22 protein-coding genes are annotated in these 23843 nt (G+C 72.1%); 15 read left to right on the forward strand and 7 right to left on the reverse strand.

From position 1 onward, the window contains the following. Window positions 1-8 precede the first annotated feature (8 nt). Window positions 9-647, reverse strand: coding sequence for a 2-phospho-L-lactate guanylyltransferase (cofC, locus tag QF030_RS29355; RefSeq protein WP_307165583.1), 639 nt, complete (start codon window positions 645-647; stop codon window positions 9-11). Window positions 648-811: 164 nt separating this feature from the next. Between cofC and QF030_RS29360 the strand changes: the two genes are divergently transcribed. From QF030_RS29360 to QF030_RS29370, 3 genes are read left to right on the forward strand one after another with little or no spacing between them, the layout of a single operon-like run. Continuing rightward, a complete protein-coding gene (locus QF030_RS29360; RefSeq protein WP_307165584.1) occupies window positions 812-1705 on the forward strand; it encodes a lysophospholipid acyltransferase family protein in 894 nt (297 codons plus the stop codon). Next, the gene (locus QF030_RS29365; protein ID WP_307165585.1) at window positions 1702-2712 is read left to right on the forward strand and encodes an NAD(P)H-dependent glycerol-3-phosphate dehydrogenase; all 1011 of its coding nucleotides are present in this window, start codon (window positions 1702-1704) and stop codon (window positions 2710-2712) included. Before QF030_RS29360 ends, QF030_RS29365 begins: the two co-directional genes overlap by 4 nt. Window positions 2713-2770: 58 nt before the next feature. Further along, window positions 2771-3928, forward strand: a complete 1158-nt coding sequence (locus QF030_RS29370; RefSeq protein ID WP_307165586.1) for a D-alanine--D-alanine ligase family protein — start codon at window positions 2771-2773, stop codon at window positions 3926-3928. A 40-nt stretch (window positions 3929-3968) separates the two neighbouring features. On the opposite strand, the gene QF030_RS29375 is transcribed toward QF030_RS29370, so the two are convergent. Together QF030_RS29375 and QF030_RS29380 are read right to left on the reverse strand one after the other, a co-directional pair. Beyond that, complete coding sequence (locus tag QF030_RS29375) at window positions 3969-4478, reverse strand: DUF3515 domain-containing protein (protein WP_307165587.1); 510 nt, start codon at window positions 4476-4478, stop codon at window positions 3969-3971. A 20-nt stretch (window positions 4479-4498) separates the two neighbouring features. After that, the gene (locus QF030_RS29380; RefSeq protein WP_020128743.1) at window positions 4499-4732 is read right to left on the reverse strand and encodes an Lrp/AsnC family transcriptional regulator; all 234 of its coding nucleotides are present in this window, start codon (window positions 4730-4732) and stop codon (window positions 4499-4501) included. Between the two features lie 206 nt (window positions 4733-4938). On the opposite strand from QF030_RS29380, the gene QF030_RS29385 reads away from it, so the two are divergent. Together QF030_RS29385 and thiD are read left to right on the forward strand one after the other, a co-directional pair. After that, window positions 4939-5910, forward strand: coding sequence for a thiamine-phosphate kinase (locus QF030_RS29385; RefSeq protein WP_307165588.1), 972 nt, complete (start codon window positions 4939-4941; stop codon window positions 5908-5910). After that, the gene (gene thiD, locus QF030_RS29390; RefSeq protein ID WP_307165589.1) at window positions 5907-6722 is read left to right on the forward strand and encodes a bifunctional hydroxymethylpyrimidine kinase/phosphomethylpyrimidine kinase; all 816 of its coding nucleotides are present in this window, start codon (window positions 5907-5909) and stop codon (window positions 6720-6722) included. The genes QF030_RS29385 and thiD overlap by 4 nt, the downstream gene beginning before the upstream one ends. A 673-nt stretch (window positions 6723-7395) precedes the next feature. Here thiD and rpmB read toward each other — a convergent pair. Continuing rightward, entirely contained in the window at window positions 7396-7581 is a 186-nt protein-coding gene (gene rpmB / locus QF030_RS29395; protein WP_013000438.1) for a 50S ribosomal protein L28, read from the reverse strand. 280 nt (window positions 7582-7861) lie between these two features. Here rpmB and QF030_RS29400 point away from each other — a divergent pair, with 280 nt between their 5' ends. Further along, on the forward strand, window positions 7862-9607 hold the full coding sequence (locus tag QF030_RS29400; protein WP_307165590.1) for a DAK2 domain-containing protein: 1746 nt from the start codon (window positions 7862-7864) through the stop codon (window positions 9605-9607). A gap of 219 nt (window positions 9608-9826) precedes the next feature. On the opposite strand, the gene QF030_RS29405 is transcribed toward QF030_RS29400, so the two are convergent. Continuing rightward, window positions 9827-12838 carry a tetratricopeptide repeat protein gene (locus QF030_RS29405; protein ID WP_307165591.1) on the reverse strand — a complete coding sequence of 1004 codons (3012 nt, stop codon included), beginning with the start codon at window positions 12836-12838 and terminating at the stop codon, window positions 9827-9829. After that, the gene (locus tag QF030_RS29410; RefSeq protein ID WP_307165592.1) at window positions 12838-14685 is read right to left on the reverse strand and encodes an HSP90 family protein; all 1848 of its coding nucleotides are present in this window, start codon (window positions 14683-14685) and stop codon (window positions 12838-12840) included. The genes QF030_RS29405 and QF030_RS29410 overlap by 1 nt, the downstream gene beginning before the upstream one ends. A gap of 167 nt (window positions 14686-14852) precedes the next feature. Between QF030_RS29410 and recG the strand changes: the two genes are divergently transcribed. The 8 genes from recG (at window position 14853) to mutM (ending at window position 22753) form a co-directional block, all read left to right on the forward strand. Further along, a complete protein-coding gene (gene recG / locus QF030_RS29415; protein WP_307165593.1) occupies window positions 14853-17087 on the forward strand; it encodes an ATP-dependent DNA helicase RecG in 2235 nt (744 codons plus the stop codon). Between the two features lie 549 nt (window positions 17088-17636). Beyond that, window positions 17637-18221, forward strand: a complete 585-nt coding sequence (gene rsmD, locus QF030_RS29420) for a 16S rRNA (guanine(966)-N(2))-methyltransferase RsmD (protein WP_307165594.1) — start codon at window positions 17637-17639, stop codon at window positions 18219-18221. Window positions 18222-18247: 26 nt separating this feature from the next. Beyond that, window positions 18248-18727: a pantetheine-phosphate adenylyltransferase gene (coaD, locus tag QF030_RS29425; RefSeq protein ID WP_307167733.1), complete on the forward strand. Its 480-nt coding sequence runs from the start codon at window positions 18248-18250 to the stop codon at window positions 18725-18727. 110 nt (window positions 18728-18837) lie between these two features. Further along, window positions 18838-19932 (forward strand): ATP synthase F0 subunit B, encoded by a 1095-nt coding sequence (locus tag QF030_RS29430; RefSeq protein ID WP_307165595.1) that lies wholly within the window; start codon window positions 18838-18840, stop codon window positions 19930-19932. Between the two features lie 167 nt (window positions 19933-20099). Continuing rightward, a complete protein-coding gene (locus QF030_RS29435; RefSeq protein ID WP_307165596.1) occupies window positions 20100-20753 on the forward strand; it encodes a YceD family protein in 654 nt (217 codons plus the stop codon). A gap of 2 nt (window positions 20754-20755) precedes the next feature. Then, window positions 20756-20929 carry a 50S ribosomal protein L32 gene (gene rpmF, locus QF030_RS29440; RefSeq protein ID WP_006139588.1) on the forward strand — a complete coding sequence of 58 codons (174 nt, stop codon included), beginning with the start codon at window positions 20756-20758 and terminating at the stop codon, window positions 20927-20929. Between the two features lie 19 nt (window positions 20930-20948). Beyond that, window positions 20949-21803, forward strand: a complete 855-nt coding sequence (rnc, locus tag QF030_RS29445; protein ID WP_307165597.1) for a ribonuclease III — start codon at window positions 20949-20951, stop codon at window positions 21801-21803. Window positions 21804-21892: 89 nt separating this feature from the next. Further along, on the forward strand, window positions 21893-22753 hold the full coding sequence (gene mutM, locus QF030_RS29450; protein WP_307165598.1) for a bifunctional DNA-formamidopyrimidine glycosylase/DNA-(apurinic or apyrimidinic site) lyase: 861 nt from the start codon (window positions 21893-21895) through the stop codon (window positions 22751-22753). Here the strand turns inward: mutM and QF030_RS29455 are convergent. Further along, window positions 22726-23127: a winged helix-turn-helix transcriptional regulator gene (locus QF030_RS29455; protein ID WP_307165599.1), complete on the reverse strand. Its 402-nt coding sequence runs from the start codon at window positions 23125-23127 to the stop codon at window positions 22726-22728. The genes mutM and QF030_RS29455 overlap by 28 nt on opposite strands. A 107-nt stretch (window positions 23128-23234) precedes the next feature. On the opposite strand from QF030_RS29455, the gene QF030_RS29460 reads away from it, so the two are divergent. Then, on the forward strand, window positions 23235-23822 hold the full coding sequence (locus tag QF030_RS29460) for a flavodoxin family protein (RefSeq protein WP_307165600.1): 588 nt from the start codon (window positions 23235-23237) through the stop codon (window positions 23820-23822). Window positions 23823-23843 lie beyond the last annotated feature (21 nt).

Raw genomic sequence — 23843 nt, forward strand, 5'->3', positions numbered from 1 at the left:
GCGGCAGCCTACTGCCCCGGGATCAGCAGACGCGCCGCGGCGGCGGCCGTCCGGGGGCCCACCCCCAGGGACAGCGCGGCGCGCAGATCCTCGCCGGTGTCCACGTCCTGGCGAACGGAATCCACCCCCTCCGGACGGAGTTCCACAGCCCCGGAGAAGCGGTGCCGGGCACGGGAATCCACGCCGAATGCGGGAAGCAATTCACGGCCCGCGGCGACGGCGAGAAGCGTGGTCCCCGTCGTGGCCGCGTCCGGGAGGAAAGAGCGGGGGAATTCCGCCGCCGCGTCCAGTACCCGGGCCAATTCCGACGGGCGCAGCGCCGGAAGATCGGCGTTGAGGGCCGCGAGCGGGGAATCGGGACGGAAGGCGCGTACGGCGGCCGCCCCGTGGGCCAGGGCCGCGTTGAGGCCGCCGCGCGGCTCGTCGTCGACGATCCGGGCGCCCAGGGCCGCCAGGACCCGCCCGGCCAGGGCGTCGTCCGTGACTACTGCCACATCCCGCACCGCAGGTGAGGCCAGTGCCGCCGACACGGTGTCCTCGGCGAAGGCGAGGGCGAGGCCCGGGCGCAGCCCGTCGGTGGCGGTGTCCGCAAGCCTGCTCTTCGCCAGCGCCAAGGGTTTCAGGGGTATGACCAACGTCCACTGCACCGGCGTACCGTCCCTCTCGTGTCGCGGCCATTGTCACCCGGCCCATCCGCCGCCCGGACGCGCGGGCGTACCGTGTTCTCGACAGACCGGCGGCCCGGGGCGACACTTGTGCGGCCCCCAGGCCCCGGAGCAGGCCATGGGAAGTCCTAGAGGAAGGTGTCCGCGTGCCCCGCCGCAGAATCGGCTTCTGGTACCGCTTCGCTGCGGTCCTCTGCAAACCCTGGCTGGTGGTTCTGATCAAGCGGGACTGGCGCGGAATGGAGCATATTCCGGCCGACGGCGGCTTTATCACCGCGGTGAACCACAATTCGCATGTCGATCCCTTCGCCTACGCGCACTTCCAGTACAACAGCGGACGCGTGCCGCGATTCCTGGCGAAGAGCGCTCTTTTCAAGGAAGGGTTCGTCGGCGCCGCGATGCGCGGCACCGGGCAGATCCCCGTGTACCGCGAGAGCACGGACGCGCTGAGCGCCTTCCGGGCCGCGATCGACGCCGTGGAACGCGGCGAGTGCGTCGCGTTCTACCCCGAGGGCACCCTCACCCGCGACCCCGACGGCTGGCCCATGACCGCCAAGACCGGCGCCGCGCGCGTCGCCCTCCAGACCAAGTGCCCGGTGATTCCCGTCGCGCAGTGGGGCGCCAACGAACTGCTGCCGCCGTACGCCAAGAAGCCCAACCTCCTTCCGCGCAAGACCCACCACGTCCTCGCGGGCCCGCCCGTGGACCTCACGCGGTTCTACGGCCACGAGATGACCCCGGAGCTCCTCAAGGAGGCGACGGAGGTCATCATGGCGGCCGTCACCGCCCAGCTGGAGGAGATCCGCGGCGAGAAGGCGCCCGAGACGCCCTACGACCCGCGCCGCGAGCGGATCGAGCAGCGCCGCCGCACCCGGGCGGAGACCGGTGCGGCATCCGGTGTGCAGGCCGGTGCGGAGTCCGGTGCCGGGACCGCCGCGGAGATCGCCGCGGAGATCGACGCGGAGATCGACGGCGCGTCGTCCGGACACACGCAGACCAGCCACGCGCAGTCCCGTCACGAGGGGGAGAACAGCAAGTGAGCAAGTCCGTGAAGGCGGCCGTCTTCGGTAGCGGATCATGGGGGACCGCCTTCGGGACGGTCCTCGCCGACGCGGGCTGCGAGGTGACGCTGTGGGCGCGCCGCCCCGAGCTCGTCGACGCGGTCAACTCCACGCGCACCAACCCCGACTACCTCCCCGGCGTCGAACTCCCGCGCAACCTGCGCGCCACCGCCGACGCGGCCGAGGCGGCCCGGGACGCCGACTTCACCGTCCTCGCCGTCCCGTCGCAGACCCTGCGCGCCAACCTCGCCGACTGGACGCCGCTGCTCGCCCCGAACACCGTCCTGGTGTCGCTGATGAAGGGCGTCGAGCTCGGTACGACCATGCGGATGAGCGAGGTCATCGACGACGTCGCCAAGGTGGGCCGGGACCGGATCGCCGTCGTCACCGGACCCAACCTCGCGAAGGAGATCGCCTCCCGGATGCCCGCCGCGGCCGTGGTCGCCTGCACCGACGAGACCGTCGCCCAGCGGCTCCAGACCGCCTCCCACACGCCGTACTTCCGCCCCTACACCAACACCGACGTGGTGGGCTGTGAGCTGGGCGGCGCGGTCAAGAACGTGATCGGCCTCGCGGTCGGCATCGCGGACGGCATGGGCCTCGGTGACAACGCCAAGGGCTCGCTGATCACGCGCGGCCTCGCCGAGACCACCCGGCTGGGCCTGGCGATGGGCGCCGACCCGCTGACCTTCGCCGGACTCGCCGGACTCGGCGACCTGGTGGCGACCTGCTCCTCGCCGCTCTCCCGCAACCACACCTTCGGCACCAACCTCGGCAGGGGCATGACCCTCCAGGAGACCATCGCGGTCACCCGGCAGACCGCCGAGGGCGTCAAGTCCTGTGAATCGGTGCTGGATCTGGCCCGCCGGCACGGCGTCGACATGCCCATCACCGAGACGGTCGTCGGCATCGTCCACGAGGGCAAGCCTCCCGTGGTCGCCCTCAAGGAGCTGATGTCGCGCAGCGCGAAGCCCGAGCGACGCTGAGCGAACCGGTGGGCGGACGCTGACTCCCGGCCCTACCACCGGGTACTCTCAAGCCGATATGAGCACCGAGAACCTCCCCCAGAGCCCTCAGCAGCCCGTCCGCAAGCCGCGGGTGGCCGTTGTCTTCGGCGGTCGCAGCTCCGAGCACGGGATCTCCGTGGTCACGGCCGGCGCGGTCCTGCGGGCCATCGACCGGACCAAGTACGAGGTCCTGCCGATCGGCATCACGCGCGAGGGCCGCTGGTTCCTCACGGCCGACGCGCCCGAGCGCATGGCGATCACCGACCGCCGTACGCCCGACGTGGACGAACTCGCCGAGTCGCGGGACGGCGGCGTGGTGCTCCCCGTCGACCCGGCCAACCGCGAAGTCGTCTACTACGAGCCGGGATCGGTGCCCAAGGCGCTCGGCGAGGTCGACGTCGTCTTCCCGGTCCTGCACGGCCCGTACGGCGAGGACGGCACCCTTCAGGGTCTGCTGGAGCTCTCCGGCGTCCCGTACGTGGGCGCGGGTGTGCTCGCCTCGGCCGTGGGCCAGGACAAGGAGTACATGAAGCGGGTGTTCACCTCCTTCGGGCTCAAGGTCGGCCCGTATGTGGTGATCCGGCCGCGCGAGTGGGCACAGGGCGGGGCGGCCGCCCGCAAGAAGATCGTCGACTTCGCCGGCGAACACGGCTGGCCGCTCTTCGTGAAGCCCGCGCGCGCGGGCTCGTCCATCGGCATCACCAAGGTCGACGATCTGTCCGGGCTCGACGAGGCGATCGCCGAGGCCCAGCGCCACGACCCGAAGATCCTGGTCGAGGCGGCGCTGCGGGGCCGCGAGATCGAGTGCGGAGTCCTGGAGTTCGAGGACGGCCCCCGCGCCTCCGTCCCGGCCGAGATCCCGCCGCCGGACGCGCACGCCTACTACGACTTCGACGCCAAGTACATCGACTCGACCCCGGGGATCGTCCCGGCACCGCTGACGGACGAGGAGACGGCCGAGGTCCGCAGGCTGGCGGTGGACGCCTTCGAGGCGGCGTCCTGCGAGGGCCTGGTCCGGGCGGACTTCTTCCTCACGGACGAGGGCGAGTTCGTCATCAACGAGATCAACACGATGCCCGGCTTCACCCCGATCTCGATGTACCCCCAGATGTGGCAGGCGACCGGCATCGGCTACCCCGAGCTGGTGGACCGCCTGGTGCAGGCGGCCCTGCGCAGGTCGACGGGCCTGCGCTGATCCACGTTGGACCGGGCCGGGACCGGTCCGGTCGGACGATCTAGTCGGCGATCCCCACGGGGATCGCCTTCTTGATGGCCGGTGCCAGATCGACCAGAGCCCCGGAGCTGTCCGCGTTCCCGGGCACCGTCACCTCGACGTAGGCGCTCCGATTGGCCGTGGTGAAGCGGCTGCCCCCGCCGTCCCGCTCCTCCATCAGCCAGTCGACGCCGTTCACCCCGCCGGCCACCGCGTCCGGGTCGGTGCCCTCCGCGACCTTCGGGTCGATCATCTTCGGCGGCCGTGTGACACCGCAGCGCAGTATGATCGCCGGGCCTCCCCAGCCCGCGGAAAGCGCGGAGGCGGGCTCGGGATCGTGGCGGCTCTCACCGTCCACCTTCGACGGCAGTACCTTGTCCAGGTTCCGGCACAGCTTCGTCGCGTTCGCGCCGGGGCTGGGAACCGCCGTCGACGCGCTGTCGTCTGCTGAGGAGCAGCCCGTGGTCGCGATCAGCAGGACGAGAGCGGGCAGCCCGAGGACAGTGCGGTGCCGGTGCCGGGAAACGTTCACCGGCCAAGGTTAGACGGGGGCTACAGATGCACGACCGGGCAGGTCAGTGTGCGGGTGATCCCGTCCACCTGCTGGACCTTGGCGACCACCATGCGGCCGAGGTCGTCCACCGTGTCGGCCTGGGCCCGCACGATCACGTCATAGGGTCCCGTCACGTCCTCGGCCTGGACGACGCCAGGGATTTTGCCGATCTCCTCGGCGACGGTCGACGCTTTGCCGACCTCCGTCTGGATCAGGATGTACGCCTGTACCACGGAACCTCCAGGGCGGCCACGAGGATCATGTGGGGAAAAGGAACGCCACGGTATCGCGTCGTCGCTCGCCGCGGGGAGACCTGCGGGAACCACAGCTCGCGCGCCGGGGTACGGACAGGACAGAAGTTGACGGCTGACTCGACCGTATCGAGGACACTGGTTACGCGCGACCGGGCACGGACAGGTACAGAAGGGGCGAAAGGGCAATGAAGGGCACTGTTGGTGAGCTCGGGGAGTTCGGGCTCATCAGGGAGCTCACCTCCCGTCTCACCACCACCCCCGCGGTCCGGGTCGGCCCCGGCGACGACGCCGCGGTGGTAGCCGCGCCCGACCGCCGGGTCGTGGCCAGCACCGACATCCTGCTGGAGGGCCGGCACTTCCGCCGTGACTGGTCCACGGCCTACGACGTGGGCCGTAAGGCCGCCGCGCAGAACCTCGCCGACATCGCCGCCATGGGCGCGGTGCCGACGGCCCTGCTGCTCGGTCTCGTCGTGCCCGCCGAACTGCCGGTCACCTGGCCGTCCGAGATGATGGACGGCCTGCGTGACGAGTGCCAGGTCGCCGGTGCCTCCGTGGTCGGCGGCGACGTCGTACGGGGCGACACGATCATGGTGTCGATCACCGCGCTCGGCGACCTGCGCAACCAGGAACCGGTCACCCGGGGCGGCGCCCAGCCCGGTGACCTCGTCGCGGTGACCGGGTGGCTGGGCTGGTCCGCCGCCGGGTACGCGGTCCTCTCCCGCGGCTTCCGCTCGCCCCGCGCCTTCGTCGAGGCCCACCGCCGTCCCGAGCCGCCGTACCACGCGGGTCCGGCCGCGGCCTCGCTCGGCGCGACGGCGATGTGCGACGTCAGCGACGGGCTCATCGCCGATCTCGGGCACATCGCCGAGGCCAGCAAGGTCCGTATCGACATCCGCTCCGGCGCCATCGACATCCCGACCCAGATGCACGACATCGGGCAGGCCGTCGGCGTCGACCCGATCCAGTGGGTGCTCACCGGGGGAGAGGACCACGCGATCGTGGCGACCTTCCCGCCGGAGGTGAAGCTGCCCGCCCGCTGGAAGGTGATCGGCGAGGTACTCAACCCGTCCGCCCTGCCCCAGGTGACGGTCGACGGGGCCCCCTGGACCAGCAAGGGCGGCTGGGACCACTTCGGGGACGGGGACATGGAGTCGTGAGCGCGCTCGGGACGCCGCCCCGGGTGCTGACCGTCGCCGGCTCCGACTCCGGTGGCGGGGCCGGGATCCAGGCCGACCTGAAGACGATGCTCGCGCTCGGCGTGCACGGCATGAGCGTGATCACCGCGGTCACCGCGCAGAACTCCCAGGGTGTGCAGGGGGCTTGGGAGCTGCCGGTGGAGGCGGTACGCGCCCAGTACCGCAGTGTCGTCGACGACATCGGCGTCCAGGCGGTGAAGACGGGCATGCTCGCCTCCGCCGAACTCGTCGAGACCGTCGCCGAGTTGCTCACGGGCACCGGGGCTCCCGTCGTCGTCGACCCGGTCGGGGTCTCCAAGCACGGGGACCCGCTGCTGGCCGCCTCCGCGCTGGACTCCGTGCGGACGAAACTGCTGCCGGTCGCCACCGTCGCCACTCCCAACCTCGACGAAGTGGCACAACTGTCCGGTGTGCGGGTGGAGTCGGAGGAGCAACTGAGGGACGCGGCAGCCGCCGTGCTGGCGTACGGGCCGCGCTGGGCGCTCATCAAGGGCGGCCATCTCCCCGGTGCCGCCGTCGACCTGCTGACGGACGGCCGTGAGGAGCACTGGCTGCGGGCCCCGAGGCACGACAACCGGCACACACACGGCACGGGCTGCACCCTCGCGTCCGCGATCGCCGCACAGCTGGCGAAGGGCAGTTCCGTGCCCGAGGCCGTGGCCGCGGCCAAGCGGTACGTCACCGGAGCGATCGCCGCCGGCTTCGCACTCGGCGCCGGCATCGGCCCCGTGGACCACGGTTGGGATCTCGCCCGGGGCACGACCGGAGCGTGACGTCGGCTCCGCCCGGCCGCGGCCCGGCGGCTCCTCGGCCCACTGGCCGGCCGCGGCACCGCGCGGGCGCCGCGGCAGGGGCGGCCGGACCTGGGCGGCAGGCGCCGTCCCGCCGTCGGCCGCCGCCTTCTCGGTGAGCCGCCGGAAGACACCGGCCACGGCCGCGAGCCGAGCAGCCGGTACAGCCGGTCCCGGCTGCGGATGCGCCGCTCGGTCGGCGAGGAGAAGAAACGTGCCCGCGTTGCCGGGATCCGCCGGCAGCCCTTGGTGAAGGACCGAACCCTGCTCGATCTCGGTGTGCGTGGCCTGGCGGCGCCGAGGGATCCTGGGACGGGAGCGCGTCGGCCGCTGCGGTGGGCGGCCCGGTGCCGTGCAGGCCGTCGTCAGGCGCTACACGGGCATGCCGCGGCCGGCTTCCCGCGGCAGGAGGCCGAGCAGGGTGCGGGACGGGGACGGCCCGCCGGGGGTGACGGGGGTGCCGTCGTCGCTGCGGAGGCCGAGGGCGCCCGGGATGCCGAAGCGGGTTCCCCGGAGTCCGGCAGGCCGCGGGTGTCCGGAGGCAGCAGAAAGCCGGCCCACCTGGATGGACCGGCTCTATGCAGCGAACCAGCAGTGGCCGCGCGCGTTGGGGGTCCCCCCGGCTCGAACGGAGTCGAGAGCAGGGGGATGTGCGTCAGCGCGAGACCTTGCCGGCCTTGATGCACGAGGTGCAAGCGTTCACGCGCTTCGGCGTCCCGCCGACCACGGTACGGACGCGCTGGATGTTCGGGTTCCAGCGACGGGACGTACGGCGGTGCGAGTGCGAGATGTTGTTGCCGAAGCTCGGCCCCTTGCCACAGACGTCGCAGTTGGCAGCCACGGGTCACTCCAAAGACTTCAGATGCACTTACGGATGATCCCGGCATGCCGGGATCAGGATCTAGGATCTGAGTGGCGCTGCCAGGGGGATGGCCCGATGCGGATCGGGCAACCGGAGCAGCATACAACGACTGCGCCGGTGCAACGAAACTACCATGGCTGCTCAGGGGCCTGCCCCCCTGCCCCGGTCCGCCTCCGCCCGCTCCCGTCCGGCCCGCCTGTCTGCGGACACCGGCCCGGGGTCTACGCTGCGTCCAGTCCAGCAGCCCAAGGAGGCGCAGGTGGCGCAGGTGCCGCAGACATTCTTCGATGCTCTCGCGGTGCGCACCTGGTGCGGTCTGGCGCTCACGGCGCTGGGCCGGGCTCGCGAGGAGATCGACGCGATCAACGTCTATCCGGTCGCGGACGGGGACACCGGCACCAACCTGTATCTGACCGTCGAGTCCGCGGCGACCGCCGTCGAGGCGGTGTTCGCCGGGTACGAGGCCGGTTCGGGCGCCGGCTCCGGGTCCGTCGGGAGGCCCTCGCTCGCCGACGCCGCGCGCGCGATGGCGCACGGCGCGCTCATCGGCGCGCGCGGGAACTCGGGGACGATCCTCGCGCAGCTGCTGCGCGGCATGGCCCAGGTGCTCACCGCCGAGGGTGAGACCCCTCACACCGACGGGAACGGGCTGAGCCTGGCCCTGCGGCACGCGGCCGACTCCGCCCGTCAGGCCGTCGCCCATCCCGTCGAGGGCACCGTGCTGTCGGTCGCCTCGGCCGCCGCCGACGCGGCGGAGGATGCCGAGGGGGACTGCGGGACGGTCGCCAGGGCGGCCTACCGGGGGGCGTGCGCGGCGCTCGCGGCGACCCCGGGCCAGCTGGCCGTCCTGGAGCGCGCCGGAGTGGTGGACGCGGGTGGCCGGGGCCTGGTCGCGGTCCTCGCCGCGCTGGTCGAGACGTTCACGGGCGAGATGCCGGGGCTCTCCGGCGCCGCCGTGTCAATGTCCGTGTCCGCGGCCGCTGTCGCTGCCCACGGGCGCGTGAAGGCCGCGCAGGCGGCGGACTGCGCCGCGGACGGGCCGGGCGGCGCGAGGGACGAGGGCGGCGACGGTGACGAAGGTGGTCCCGCCTTCGAGGTCATCTATCTGCTGGAGGCCGAGGACACGGCCGTGGCGCGACTGCGGCGGCGGCTGGACGCCCTGGGAGACTCGCTGGTCGTGGTCGGCGGCGACGGCCTGTGGAACGTCCACGTGCACGTGGACGACGCGGGCGCCGCCGTGGAGGCGGGCGTCGAGGCCGGCAGGCCGTACCGGATCCGCATCACCCACTTCGGCGTCGGCGACGCGCACACGCGCGGGGGCGAGCGTCCGCCGCGCGAGCGCGTCCAGCGGGCGGTCGTCGCCGTCGTACCCGGTGCGGGCCTGGCCGGGCTGTACACCGAGGCGGGCGCCACCACCGTGCTCGCGCGTCCCGGGGAGCCGCCCGCCAGTGGAGAGCTCGTCGAGGCCGTACGACGGGCACACGCGCGTGAGGTCGTGCTGCTGCCCAACGACGCCGATCTGCGGCACACCGCCGCAGCGGCCGCGGAGCAGGCCCGCACCGAGGGCATCCGGGTGGCGCTGATCCCCACCCGGTCCGCGGTCCAGGGGATCGCGGCGCTGGCCGTGCACGAGCCGGACCGTCGCTTCGACGAGGACGTCGTCTCCATGACCTCGGCGGCGGGCGCGACGCGCTACGCCGAGGTCACCGTCGCCGAGCGGCAGTCGTGGACCATGGCCGGCATCTGCCAGGCCGGTGACGTCCTCGGGCTGATCGACGGCGACGTGGCCGTCATCGGCTCCGATGTCACCGCCGCCGCCGAGGCCGTCCTGAACCGCATGCTGGCGGCGGGCGGCGAACTCGTCACCCTCGTGCTGGGTGACGAGGCCCCCGAGGGTGTCGCCGAGCGCCTGGAGGCACGGGTACGGGAGGCGTACCTCGCCGTGGACACGGTGGTGTACCGGGGAGGACAGCAGGGCGCGTTGGTGTTGATCGGGGTGGAGTAAGTGGAGTAAGGAGCCAGGGGTGATGGCTGAGGGGTGAGAGGTGACGGGTGAGGGAGGGAGAGGTGAGGAGCGAGGCGCGCCGGGATCGTTCAACAATCCCGGCGCGGGTGTCCGGCGACCAGGGGGCGCCGGTGGCCTGGCCAGTTGACCGGGGCCGGTGGCCGGTGACCAGAAGCCGCTGATGGCGGGTCGGGTAGACCCACGGCGGCCGGGGATCGTTCAACGATCCTGCTGTTCCTCTGCCGCGTGCAGCAGCTGCTCCGCCTCGGCCAGCCGTGCCTGCACCGTTTCGCCCTCCTCCTCGCCGCTGCCGACCGCGGCGTCCGCGCCGGCATCGTCTCCGGCGTCCGCGTCCGCGTCGGCGTAAGCCCGCAGCACCGCACGCGCGCGTGCCGCCGCCGCCGCCGGGCGTCCCAGGTCGGTCTCCAGCCAGCCCGCGGCCAGCTCCGCGCCGGTCCGGGCGTGCACGGCGCCCTCGCCCAGGGCGGCGAACACCGCCACGGCCTCGGCCATCTGGGAGAGCGCCTCGTCCAGGGTGGCCCGGATCGAGTCGTCGTCGGCGTCCTCGGCGGCGGTACGGGCGAGCAGGTCCCCGAACTGCCGGTGGGTGTGCCCGAGTTCGGAGACGAGCCGCAGGCGCGCCTCGTCGTCGTCCGCCGCGTCGAACGCGTCCGCGCACTCCTCCACGGCACTCGTCATCAAAGCGCGTGCCGCGGCCGTCCCGTTCTCGGTGCGCAACGCCAGCCACGCGCGGGCACGCAGCGAGCGGACGAGCCCGTGGACGTTGCCGAGACCGCGCCACAGCTCGCCCGCGCGCGCGTAGCCCTGGTCCGCCTCGAGGGGCAGACCGGCCTGGCCGAGCGACTCGGCGGCAAGATGGGCGAGGGTCGCGTGGTCGTGCTGCTCGGGCCAGTGCCGGGCGATGTCGGCGGCCTGGAGCCGGCGTTCCGCGGCGTCCCGGTGTTCCCCGAGCTCGCTCAGACAGTCGCCCAGCCACCACTGCGTCTGGACGACCGCGCCGTCGCCGTGCGTTTCGACGGTCAGCTCCGCCAGCGCCGACTCCAGCACCTCCGCCGCCTCGGCCCAGTGGCCCTGCCGCACCAGGAACCCGCCGAGCTGGTGCCGCGCCCACGCGCCGAGCGTGGGGCCCGCACCCGCCTCGTCCGCCCAGTGTGCCGCCTCCAAGGCGTGCTCCGCGGCCTCCTCGGCCGCCCCGCGGCCCCCGAGGACCTCGGCGAGCTGGAGGTGCAGCTGGGCCCGCCCGACCGCCTCCAGGTACGGTCCACCGTGCTCCAGGGCCGCCCGCAGTGCCCGCTCCGCCTCCCCCATGTCGCCGAGCTGATGCGCGAGACCGGCCAGCCGGGCCTCGTACTCCACGGCGAACCACGGCAGACCCGTCTCGACGAACTCCGCCGCGGCCCGCGCGAACAGCTCCGCGCCCGCCTCCGGGTTCCCGGAGTGCGTCGCCAGCTCCGCGAGCATCGCGTGTCCCTCGGCGACCCGGGCGGCGAGCCGTACGTCGTTCCCCGCCCGCCCGTCGACGAGCGCCAGCAGCTCCCGTACCGCCGCCTCCGCCTTCGCCAGGACCGCCTCGTCGACCACCTCTCCCTCGGCCTCGTGGACGCGCCGCATCAGGATCCGCGCCCGGCCCATCAGTACGCCCGCCGCCTGCGGCACCCCCGTACCGCCCTCGGCGTACAGCGCGAGCACCTGGTCGTACGGGTCCGCGACCGCCGCGAGCGCCTCGTCGATCTCGCCGGCCAGCGCACGGACGTACGCCGCACGCGCGCGTGCCGCCAGAGCCTCGCCGGGGTCGCCCGCCCGCTCGTACAGCTCGGCGGCGTGCTCGAACGTTTCGGCGCCCTCCGGGCCGAGACCTATCGCCGCGTGGTCGGCGATCTCCGCGCGGTCACGGGCGTCCAGCTCGACGCCCTCCGTCTCCTCGGCCAGCCGTGCCACCCGCGCCCACGCCTCGACGGCATGTGGCTGGAGCGTGTCGGACAGCCGCCGGGCCTCGGCGAGCAGGACCGCCAGGTCCGGTTCGGCAACCTGCCGGACCGCGGCCGGAGCCGGAGCGGCGTCCCCGGAAGCCGCAGCGGCCACGGTGGAGGCGGGACGAGTCGCCCGTACACCCAGGGGCAGCCGTTCCACCAGGGGCCGCTGTGCCATACGCGCGCGTGCCCGCTCGCTGACGTACGACGTGCCGTTGCGCTCGTCGAAGCGCGCCGCCAGCGCCAGGGCCTGCGCACGCGCGTGGTCCGCGAGCTCCTCGGCCGTCCACTCCCGCCCGGCCGGCCCCGGCACCCGTTGCCCGGCGAGACCCAGCTCGGACAGACGCTCCATGAGCAGCACCACCACGCTCAGGAACTCCATCCTGCTGTGCGGATGCCCCTCGTCCGTGAAGTACGCCGGCCGCTCCGCGAGCAGCTCCAGGCCCCGCGCCTCGTTGCCGGTCAGGGCGCAGAACTCGACGTGGTCGGCGTAGGCGCCCCGCATGCTCTCCATGGACCGCACCAGCCGGAAGCCGCGCAGATGGTGGGCGCGTGCCTCCTCGAGGCGGCTCAGCCGCAGCAACGGAAGCAGGGACGACGCGAGCACCGTGTGCGGCTCGTGCGCGCAAGTGTACTCGCCCTCCAGGACCGGTGCCCACACCGCGAGCGCCTCCGCGTCCCGGCCCCGCTCCGCCTGCCACCAGCCCTGACCGTGCAGCTCGCACGCGTGACAGTCCGCCATGGTGTCCCGGTCCGCCGCCAGCCACGCGGCGAACGCCCGCTCCGCCCGCTCCACGTCGCCCACGTGCGCGGCCACGCTGAACTCGGCGCTGCGCACCGCCCGCGCGGAGTGCCCGGCGAGCCGGTAGCGGTGCTCCATCTCGCCGAGCCACTTCTCCACCGACGCCAGCGGCACGTGCGGCTGGTCGAGCATGCCGGCCGACATCCACTTGAAGACCCAGTGCAGCGAGTGCGTCTCGTACTCGTCGAAGTCCCCGGGCCGCTCGTCCCACATGCGCAGCAGCCGCGCGAACGGGACGAACATCTTCGCCTTCTCGGAGCTGTAGTTGTAGACCTTCAGCTGGTGCCCGAGCGCCTCGATCACCGCGAGCGGGATGTCGAGCCTCTCGGCCTCCACCAGCAGCTGCTCCGCGCGCGCGTTGCGGGCAGGCCCCTCCGGCTGCTCGCCGTTCTCCGCCATCGCCCGGCGGAGCGAGTCGAAGTCCGTGATCTCACTCATCAGTGACCGCCCTGTTCCTCTGTCGGCTCACCGTGTGCCGACTCCCCGTGCGTGGCCCATTCCAGGAGACCTATGAACGCCCGGTTCAGCAGCGCCGAGTCCGCGGGCCGCAGCGGGCGCTGCGCCATCAGCAGCGCCTGCCCGTACAGCGACTCCGTGGCGGTGCCGATCAGCTCGGGATCGTTCAACGAACTGATCCGCCGGACCAGCGGGTTGAGATGGTTGAGCACCAGACGCGCGCGCGGGGCGCTCCCGCGCAGCGAGCCCAGGATGCCCGCCCACAGGTCGTCGGCCTGCGACTCGGCCTGCGCGCGGGCCTGCTCGTGCCGGGCCCCCCGGTCGTCGAGGTGCAGCGCGGGCACCGACAGCGGGTGGAAGGCCCGTAGGGCGACGTCACAGCCCAGCGGGTCGAGCTTCGCCCGCGCGGCCGCCAGAAAGCCCGCGAGCGCCAGCTCGTCGGCCGCGGCGACGGTGTCCAGGTGGGCGGTCACGGTGTCCGCGTCCAGCTCGGCGACCACCGTCCCCGGCCGCACCGACGGCAGCGCCTCCACCAGCTCGCTGTCGTACGTGTAACCGCCGTTGACGACCCCGACGCCCTGCGCGGACGCGATCGGCGCGACCTGCCGGTACTCCTCCACGGTGCGGGTGAAGTGCACCACCGGGTGCCGCTGCGCGAACTCCTCCAGCGACAGCCGCCCGTCGGTCGTCTCGAAGGGCAGCCACGGCAGCATCGTGCGCAGCATCTCCGCGTCGTGCCGCGCCAGGGACTTCACGCCCAGGTGGTGCACGTCGAGGAAGGCCGCCAGCCGTTGGGGATCACCGGCGGCCAGACCCGTCAGCCACGACCGGATCCGTTCCCCCAGCGCCTCCCGGACCGCAGCCAGCGTCTCGTCCTCGTACAGCGCCTCCCGCGAGGCCGTCGGCCGCAGGCTGTCGGTGTCCAGGACGCAGCGCACGAAGAACGCCCAGTCGGGCAGCAGCTGTTCGCCCCGCTCGGTCAGCAGCATCCCCTTGAGGTGCACCCGGTGACCGGCACGCTGCGCCGGGCTGACCGCCGCCGGCAGTACGTACGCCACCCCGCGGATCCCCGCCACGGGCAGGTCCAGCTCCACCGAGTCCAACGGCGTGAACCCGAACAGCTCGCGACAGTGCCGGGCCAGCGCCACCCGCCGGTTGGCGGGGGAGGGGTAGGACCGGCTCCAGGGCGCCGGCAGGTCGGTGACCGCCTCGTCGCCGACCCGGACGTCGTACGGCAGCAGCGACCCGAAGTCCCGGGCCAGCGCCAGCACCCGCTGCTCCGTGAGCCACTCGGCGGCGCCGGCCCGCGCCACCAGATGCACGGTCGTACCCGGCTCGGGACGCTCCTCGTGGGGCAGTGTCCGCACGGTGTAGGAGCCGTCGTCGCGCGCCGTCCACTCCACGGGCGGCGCGTCCGGGGTGCGGGCGCTGCGGCTGACCACGCGGATTTGTTCGGCCACCACGAAACAGGCCAGCAGCCCGATGCCGAACTGCCCGAGGAAGTCCGAACGGACGTCCTGGAGCCCTTCGGCACGCTTGGAGCTGCGTCCGATCGTCGCCAGCAGGTGGTGCACGTCGGCCTCGGTGAGCCCGACGCCCGAGTCCTCCACTCGCAGCCTGCCGTCCTCCGCGAACAGCCGCACGCGCGCCGGGGCGTCCGGCTCCTCCGCCCGTCGGGCGGTGATCGCGTCCACGGCGTTCTGCAGCAGCTCGCGCAGGTAGACCTTGGGACTGGAATAGAGGTGATGGGAGAGCAGGTCCACCAGACCACGCAGGTCGACCTGGAACGTGTGAGGCGGCTGGGATGACGGTGAGGTCTGGGAGTCCATCGCTGCTGCGCCGCGGGCTGAGGGAGGAGCACGGCGCGGGGTCGGGCGGTCCCGGTGGGGCGGTGACCGCGGATGATGGCCGGAGCGCGTCATCCTAGAGCCCGAACGAGCCGCCTGACCAGGGGTTTCGGGACACATATACGGCAATGTCAGTGGTGTGGTGTGCAATGGATCTCGTGCCCGCACGGAAAGAACCACTGGAACAGCCGCTGAAGTCGGTGCTCGGCCCCGCCACCGCGAAGGTGATGGCCGAGCACCTCGGTCTGCACACCGTCGGCGACCTCCTGCACCACTACCCCCGCAGATACGAGGAGCGCGGCCAGCTCACCCACCTCGCCGACCTCCCCATGGACGAGCACGTCACCGTGGTCGCCCAGGTCGCCGACGCCCGTCTGCACAGCTTCGCCTCGGCCAGGGCCCCCCGTGGCAAGGGCCAGCGCCTGGAGGTGACCATCACCGACGGCAGCGGCCGGCTCCAGCTGGTCTTCTTCGGCAGCGGCGTCCACAAGCCCCACAAGGATCTGCTGCCGGGCACGCGCGCGATGTTCTCGGGCAAGGTGTCGGTCTTCAACCACCGCCTCCAGCTGGCCCACCCGGCCTACGAACTGCTCCGTGCCGACACCGACGAATCGGTCGAGACCTGGGCCGGCGCCCTCATCCCGCTCTACCCCGCCACCGCGAAACTGGAGTCCTGGAAGATCGGCAAGGCGATCCAGACCGTCCTGCCCGCCGCGCAGGAGGCGCTCGACCCGCTCCCGGACGCGCTGCGGGACGGCCGCGGCCTGGTCTCGCTCCCCGAGGCGCTCCTGAAGATCCACCGCCCCCACACCAAGGCGGACATCGCCGACGCCCGCTCCCGGCTGAAGTGGGACGAGGCGTTCGTGCTCCAGGTCGCCCTCGCCCGCCGCCGCCACGCCGACGCCCAACTCCCGGCCGTGCCCCGCGAGCCCGCCGCCGACGGCCTGCTGACCTCGTTCGACGCCCGTCTCCCCTTCACCCTCACCGAAGGCCAGCAGAAGGTCTCCAAAGAGATCTTCGACGACCTGGCGACGGACCATCCGATGCACCGGCTGCTCCAGGGCGAGGTCGGTTCGGGCAAGACCCTGGTCGCCCTGCGTGCCATGCTCGCCGTGGTCGACGCCGGCGGTCAGGCCGCCCTGCTCGCGCCCACCGAGGTCCTCGCCCAGCAGCACCACCGCTCCGTCGTCGAGATGATGGGCGAGCTGGCCGAGGGCGGGATGCTGGGCGGGTCCGAGCGGGCCACCAAGGTCGTCGTGCTGACCGGCTCCATGGGCACGGCCGCCCGCCGGCAGGCACTGCTCGACCTCGTCACCGGAGAGGCCGGCATCGTGATCGGCACGCACGCGCTGATCGAGGACAAGGTCCGCTTCCACGACCTGGGCCTGGTCGTGGTCGACGAACAGCACCGCTTCGGCGTCGAACAGCGCGACGCCCTGCGCGGAAAGGGCAGGCAACCCCCGCACCTGCTCGTCATGACGGCCACGCCCATCCCGCGCACCGTCGCCATGACCGTCTTCGGCGACCTGGAGACCTCCGTCCTCGACCAGCTCCCGGCCGGCCGCTCGCCGATCGCCAGCCATGTCGTCCCGGCCGCCGACAAGCCGCACTTCCTGGCCCGGGCCTGGGAGCGGGTCCGCGAAGAGGTCGGCAACGGCCATCAGGCGTATGTCGTCTGCCCGCGCATCGGTGACGACGTCGACGAGAGCGGCGACCCGAAGAAGTCGGGCAGAAGCAAGAAGAAGTCGCCCGAGGACGAGGCCGAGAAGCGGCCGCCGCTCGCCGTGCTGGACATCGCCGACCAGCTCGCCAAGGGCCCCCTGCACGGCCTCCGGGTCGAGGTCCTGCACGGTCGCATGCCCCCCGACGACAAGGACGCCGTCATGCGCCGCTTCGCCGCGGGCGAGACCGACGTCCTGGTCGCCACGACCGTCATCGAGGTCGGCGTCAACGTCCCGAACGCCACCGCCATGGTGATCATGGACGCCGACCGCTTCGGCGTCTCCCAGCTGCACCAGCTGCGCGGTCGCGTCGGCCGGGGCTCGGCGCCCGGACTGTGCCTCCTGGTCTCCGAGATGCCGGAGGCGAGCGCGGCCCGCCAGCGCCTCGATGCCGTCGCCGCCACCCTCGACGGCTTCGAGCTGTCCCGCATCGACCTCGAACAGCGCCGCGAGGGCGACGTCCTGGGCCAGGCACAGTCCGGCGCCCGCTCCAGCCTGCGGGTACTCGCCGTCATCGAGGACGAGGAGGTCATCGCGCAGGCGCGCGAAGAGGCGGCCCGCCTGGTCGCCGCCGACCCCGAGCTGGCGACCCTGCCCGGCCTGCGCACGGCCCTGGACGCCCTCCTGGACGAGGAACGGGAGCAGTACCTGGACAAGGGCTGAGGACAGCCGGCTTCCGGCGCGGGGCGGCCTCGGTACGCGACGCGGCCGCCCACCGAGCACTCAGGCACCTCTGGCAGCCCTGGCCCTGGCAGCCCTGCTCCCGGCAGGCATGACAGCCCAGGCAGCCCTGACACTCCTCGCGCTCCCGGCGGCGCGCCGAGCGGGCCGATGACGTGTCGACGTGGTGACCTGTCGATCAGCCGGGAGGGCGTGCTGTGGCGCGAGGAGGCCGGCCCGCCGTGCCGTACAGGCGCGGGTGCACGCGCTCCGCACGCCGGGTGCGTCCGCATGGCTCACCTCTGCTCCCGCGTCCGTTCCCGCCGGATGCGTGCCCAAGGCTCGCGTCTGCTCCCGCCGGATGCGTGCCCAAGGCTCGCGTCTGCTCCCGCCGGATGCGTGCCCAAGGCTCGCGTCTGCTCCCGCCGGATGCGTGCCCTTGGCCCGCGTCTGCTCCCGCGCCTACTCCCATGCCCGCTCACGCCGGAGCGCGCCCGTCTGCCTCCGCCTGCCAGACTGGGCGGGTACCCGCCCCCGAACAAGGACCCCGAGATGACCCGCGTGATCGCCGGCGCAGCCGGTGGACGTCGCCTGGCCGTCCCGCCAGGCACCGGCACCCGCCCCACCTCCGACCGCGCACGCGAGGGACTCTTCTCCACCTGGCAGTCCCTGCTGGGCGGCCCCCTGAGCGGCGAACGCGTCCTCGACCTGTACGCGGGCTCCGGGGCCGTGGGCCTGGAGGCCCTCTCCCGGGGCGCGGGCCACACCCTGTTGGTCGAAGCCGACGCGCGGGCGGCCCGCACGATCCGGGAGAACGTGAAGGCCCTCGGCCTGCCCGGCGCCGAGGTCAGGGCCGGCAAGGCCCGGCAGATCATCCAGACCCCGCCGACGGACCCGTACGACCTGGTCTTCCTCGATCCCCCGTACGCCGTCACGAACGACGATCTTCGGGAGATTCTGCTCACACTCCGTTCGGGGGGCTGGCTCGCGGCCGATGCCCTCGTCACCGTGGAGCGCAGCACCAGAGGCGGGGAGTTCCCCTGGCCGGACGGCTTCGAGGCGTTGAGGGCCCGTCGCTACGGCGAGGGAACGTTTTGGTACGGTCGCGCCGCCTCTACGTGCGAAGACGCGCGATGACCGGACTGGAGAGCGAGGGACCACAAGTGCGCCGTGCCGTCTGTCCCGGGTCGTTCGACCCGATCACCAACGGACACCTTGACATCATTTCCCGCGCCTCTCGTCTGTACGACGAGGTCTACGTCGCGGTCATGATCAACAAGGCCAAGAAGGGCCTGTTCGAGATCGACGAGCGGCTCGACCTGATCCGCCGGGTCACCGCCGAGTACGGCAACGTCCGGGTCGAGGCCTTCCACGGCCTCCTCGTCGACTTCTGCAAGCAGCGCGAGATCCCGGCCATCGTCAAGGGCCTGCGGGCGGTCAGCGACTTCGACTACGAGCTCCAGATGGCCCAGATGAACAACGGCCTGTCGGGCGTCGAGACGCTCTTCGTGCCCACCAACCCCACCTACAGCTTCCTCTCCTCCTCCCTGGTCAAGGAGGTCGCCACCTGGGGCGGCGATGTCTCCCACCTGGTGCCGCCGCTGGTCCTGGAAGCCCTGGGCGAACGGCTCAGGAAGGACTGACCCCGCGACCGGTGCGCTGACGGCCCGTCACCCGGTGTCCGGCGGACACCTCATGGCCGTACAGTCGTTCCGTCCGTCTCCAACACAGCGCAGGAAGTGGCGAGCAACCGGTGGACGTGCAGAAGAAGCTCGACGAGATCGTCACGGCGGTCTCCAGTGCCCGGTCGATGCCGATGTCGGCCTCGTGCGTGGTCAACCGCGCGGACCTGCTCGCCCTGCTGGAAGAGGTGCGCGCGGCCCTTCCCGACTCCCTCGCCCAGGCCGAGGAGCTGATCGGCGGCCGTGAGCAGATGGTCGAGCAGGCCCGCCAGGAGGCCGAGCGGATCATCTCCACCGCGCACGCCGAGCGCGGCTCCCTGATCTCCGACACCGAGATCGCCCGCCGCTCCCAGAACGAGGCGGACCGCATCCTGGCCGAGGCCCGCAAGGAGGCCGAGGAGGTCCGCGCCGAGGCCGACGACTACGTCGACTCCAAGCTCGCGAACTTCGAGGTCGTCCTCACCAAGACGCTCGGCTCCGTCGGCCGCGGCCGCGAGAAGCTCCTCGGCACCGGCCCCGGCACCGACGAGAACGGCTACGCGGACGAGGACGCCCCCGAGCGCAGCCACGACCCCGAGACCCTCCGCCGCGACGCCGATGCCTACGTCGACACCAAGCTGGGCGCCTTCGAGGCGGTTCTCGCCAAGACCCTGGACGCGGTCGGCCGCGGCCGCCAGAAGCTGCACGGCCGCATCGCCACGGACGACCTCGGAGCCCTCGCCGACGACGCCACGACGTTCCAGCACTCGTCCGACGCCGACTACCTCGCCGACCTGACCGCCCTCGCCGAGCAGGACGCCGCGGCTGCGCAGCCCGTCCAGCAGTCGTACGACCAGCAGGAGCCGCAGCCGGCGTACGGCTACCAGCAGCAGGCGGACCCCTACGGCGGCTATCAGCAACAGCAGCAGCAGGACTACGGCCGGCAGGACGCGTACGGCTACCAGCAGCAGGCCGACCCGTACGCCGCCACTTTCGACTTCGCTCAGGGCACGGGGGCCGTCCAGGGCTACGACACCCAGCAGGCCCCCTACGACCCGAACCAGGCCGTGCAGCAGCCGCAGCAGCAGGTCCAGCAGGGATACGCCCTCGACGAGACCAGCCTCTTCGACACCGGCATGATCAGCGCCGAGCAGCTGCGCGCCTACGAGCAGGAACGCGGCCTGTAGCACCGGGGCCGCCCGGGCAGGCACCCGGATTGGGCTGTGGGCGAATGCTCCAGTATCCTGGCTCTTCGGTCGCGTGTGCGCTTCGCTGTTTTCGTATACGCCCGCGATCACAGCTGCCCGCCGCAATCGCAGGACAGCATCCCCCGAGCTCAGGATCGAAAGCAGGAATGGCTCTGAACGCCCGCCTCGACCACCGCAAGCCTCTCGTGTTCGACACGCACGAGCTGGGGCGGCGTCCTGGTGCGCTACAGCGCCTGACCCGCGAGTTCGACGCTCCCCGGGATCTCGGGATCCAGGGAGTGATCGGAGTGCCGGAAGGCGCCCCGATGGAGCTCGAGCTCCGACTCGAGTCGGTCATGGAAGGTGTGCTCGTCACAGGCACCGCCCGTGCACAGGCCGAGGGGGAGTGCGTAAGGTGTCTGGAGCCGCTGGAGCTGGAGCTCGAAGCGGACTTCCAGGAGATGTTCTCGTACCCTGACGCCGACGACCGGGGCCGCCCCAAAGCGGAGCCGGTCGACGACGCCGAGGAAGACGAGGACAGGCTCTTCATCGAGGACGGCTTGTTCGACCTCGAACCCGTGCTGCGTGATGCGGTGGTGCTTGCACTGCCGATGCAGCCGGTGTGCCAGGACGACTGTCTGGGCCTGTGCTCCGAGTGCGGAGCGCGGCTCACGGACGACCCGGACCACCACCACGACGCCACCGACATTCGTTGGGCGGCACTGCAGGGACTCGCCGGTTCACTCGGAGACGGCGAGAAGGACGAGATGAGTGGCGAAGCGCCTCGATCGGCGCGCGCCAACGAGAAGCAGGAGAAGTAGCCGTGGCTGTTCCGAAGCGGAAGATGTCGCGCAGCAACACGCGCCACCGCCGGTCGCAGTGGAAGGCTGCGGTCCCCACCCTGGTTGCGTGCGAGCGCTGCCACGAGCCCAAGCTGCAGCACATCGCGTGCCCGGCTTGTGGCACCTACAACAAGCGCCAGGTCCTCGAGGTCTGAGCGGCTGGTGAGAGGCTTCATGTCTGACGCCAAGGCGGACACGACCGCCAAGAAAAAGGCGGAGAACACGGCCTCGTCCCACACGCTTCTGGAAGGGCGGCTCGGCTATCAGCTCGAGTCCGCCCTTCTGGTGCGTGCGCTGACCCACCGTTCCTTCGCATACGAGAACGGCGGCCTGCCGACGAACGAGCGGCTGGAGTTCCTCGGGGACTCCGTGCTCGGCCTCGTCGTCACGGACACGCTGTACCGCACCCACCCCGACCTGCCCGAAGGCCAGCTGGCCAAATTGCGGGCCGCGGTGGTCAACTCGCGTGCGCTGGCGGAGGTCGGCCGTGGCCTCGACCTGGGCTCCTTCATCCGGCTCGGCCGGGGTGAAGAGGGCACGGGCGGCCGGGACAAGGCGTCCATCCTCGCCGACACCCTCGAAGCGGTGATCGGCGCGGTCTATCTCGACCAGGGCCTCGACGCGGCCTCCGAACTGGTGCACCGCCTGTTCGACCCGCTGATCGAGAAGTCCTCGAACCTCGGTGCCGGCCTGGACTGGAAGACCAGTCTCCAGGAGCTCACCGCGACCGAAGGCCTCGGTGTCCCCGAGTACCTGGTCACGGAGACCGGCCCCGATCACGAGAAGACCTTCACTGCTGCTGCCCGCGTCGGAGGCGTCTCGTACGGCACCGGCACCGGCCGCAGCAAGAAGGAGGCGGAGCAGCAGGCCGCCGAGTCCGCATGGCGGTCCATCCGGGCCGCGGCGGACGAGCGTGCCAAGACGGCGGACGCCGTGGCGGCCGCCGACGGCAGCCCGGACCCGGCCCCGGCCCCGGCCCCGGCCCCGGACCCGGCCCCGGACCCGGAGTCCGAGTCCGCCTCCGCCTGACGAACAGCAAAGCAGTGGAGAAGTAGCACAGCGGTACGAGACGAGCGCCCGCTCCCCGACGGGAGCGGGCGCTCCGTACGGGGGATCCCATGCCCGAGTTGCCCGAGGTCGAGGTCGTCCGACGCGGTCTGGAGCGGTGGGTCGCCCATCGCACGGTCGCCGAGGCCGAGGTACTGCACCCGCGCGCCGTACGCCGTCACCTCGCCGGCTCCGACGACTTCGCGCACCGGCTCAAGGGCCACCGCATCGGTACCCCCAGCCGCCGGGGCAAGTATCTGTGGCTGCCCCTGGCGGACACGCACCAGGCGGTCCTCGCCCACCTCGGGATGAGCGGGCAGCTCCTGGTCCAGCCGCACGAGGCCCCCGACGAGAAGCATCTGCGGGTCCGGGTGCGCTTCGCGGACGCGGTGAACACCGAACTGCGCTTCGTCGACCAGCGCACCTTCGGCGGGCTGTCGCTGCACGACACCACTCCCGACGGCCTTCCGGACGTCATCGCGCACATCGCCCGCGACCCCCTCGACCCGCTGTTCGAGGACGAGGCGTTCCATCAGGCCCTGCGGCGCAGGCGCACCACCATCAAGCGAGCCCTGCTCGACCAGTCGCTGATCAGCGGGGTCGGCAACATCTACGCGGACGAGGCGCTGTGGCGCGCCCGACTGCACTACGAGCGTCCGACCGCGAACTTCACCCGCCCCCGCACGCTCGAGCTGCTGGGCCATGTCCGGGACGTGATGAACGCGGCCCTCGCCGTGGGCGGCACCAGTTTCGACAGCCTGTACGTCAACGTCAACGGCGAGTCCGGCTACTTCGACCGGTCGCTGGACGCCTACGGCCGCGAGGGTCTGCCCTGCAGGCGGTGCGCGACGCCGATGGTCCGGCGCCCGTGGATGAACCGTTCGAGCTACTTCTGCCCGAAGTGTCAGAGGGTGCCGCGCGTCCCGTCGTAGCGTTCGCGGGCGGCCAGTACGTCGTCCATGCGACCCTCCACGCAGTGGATGAGGGACAGCAGCCGCTCGGCCACCTCGCGTCCCAGCACCGTCAGTTCGTAGTCCACGCGGGGCGGGTTGGTCGGCTGCGCCTCGCGGTGCACCAGGCCGTCGCGCTCCAGCGCGTGCAGCGTCTGGGACAGCATCTTCTCGCTCACGCCGTCCACCCGGCGGCGCAACTCGTTGAAGCGCAGCGAGCCCTCGTACAGCGCCCCGAGCGTGAGTCCGCCCCAGCGGCCGGTGACATGCTCCAGCGTGCCGCGCGAGGGGCAGGCCTTGGCGAACACGTTGAACGGGAGGTCCTGGCTCTCCGCGCGCTCCTGGGTGATGTCCATGTGACAAGCGTACGCGACGGCAGCGCTAGCTGACAGGTTGCACTAACTAAAAGTTAGTGCTTTCCTGTGGTCACCGAATCCGACCTGCTCTGTTCGAGGAGTGCTGCATGTCCACGCCCATCATTGCTGTCGCCTACCACTCCGGCTACGGCCACACCGCCGTGCTTGCCGAGGCCGTCCGGGCCGGGGCCGCCGACGCCGGAGCGGAGGTGCGTCTGATCAAGGTCGACGAGATCACCGACGAGCAGTGGGCGCTGCTCGACGGCTCGGACGCGATCGTGTTCGGCTCGCCGACCTACATGGGGACCGCGTCCGGCGCCTTCCACGCCTTCGCCGAGGCGACCTCCGCGCGCTGGGCCACCGAGGCGTGGAAGGACAAGCTGGCCGCCGGGTTCACCAACTCCGGCTCCAAGAGCGGCGACAAGCTGCACACGCTGCAGTTCTTCCAGATCCTCGCCGCGCAGCTCGGCATGCACTGGGTCAACCTCGGCCTGCTGCCCGGCTGGAACAGCAGCACCGCGTCCGAGCACGACCTCAACCGCCTGGGCGTCTTCCTGGGCGCGGCCGCGCAGACCAATGTCGACGAGGGCCCGGACGCCGTCCACAAGGCCGACGTGGCGACGGCGGAGCATCTGGGGCGGCGCGTCGCCGAGACCGCGAAGACCTTCCTGGCCGGCCGCGCCCAGGCCGCTTGATCGTTTCTGCGGGGCCGGGTA

Origin of the sequence: Streptomyces rishiriensis (genome assembly GCF_030815485.1) — a bacterium.
GTDB classification, from domain to species: domain Bacteria; phylum Actinomycetota; class Actinomycetes; order Streptomycetales; family Streptomycetaceae; genus Streptomyces; species Streptomyces rishiriensis_A.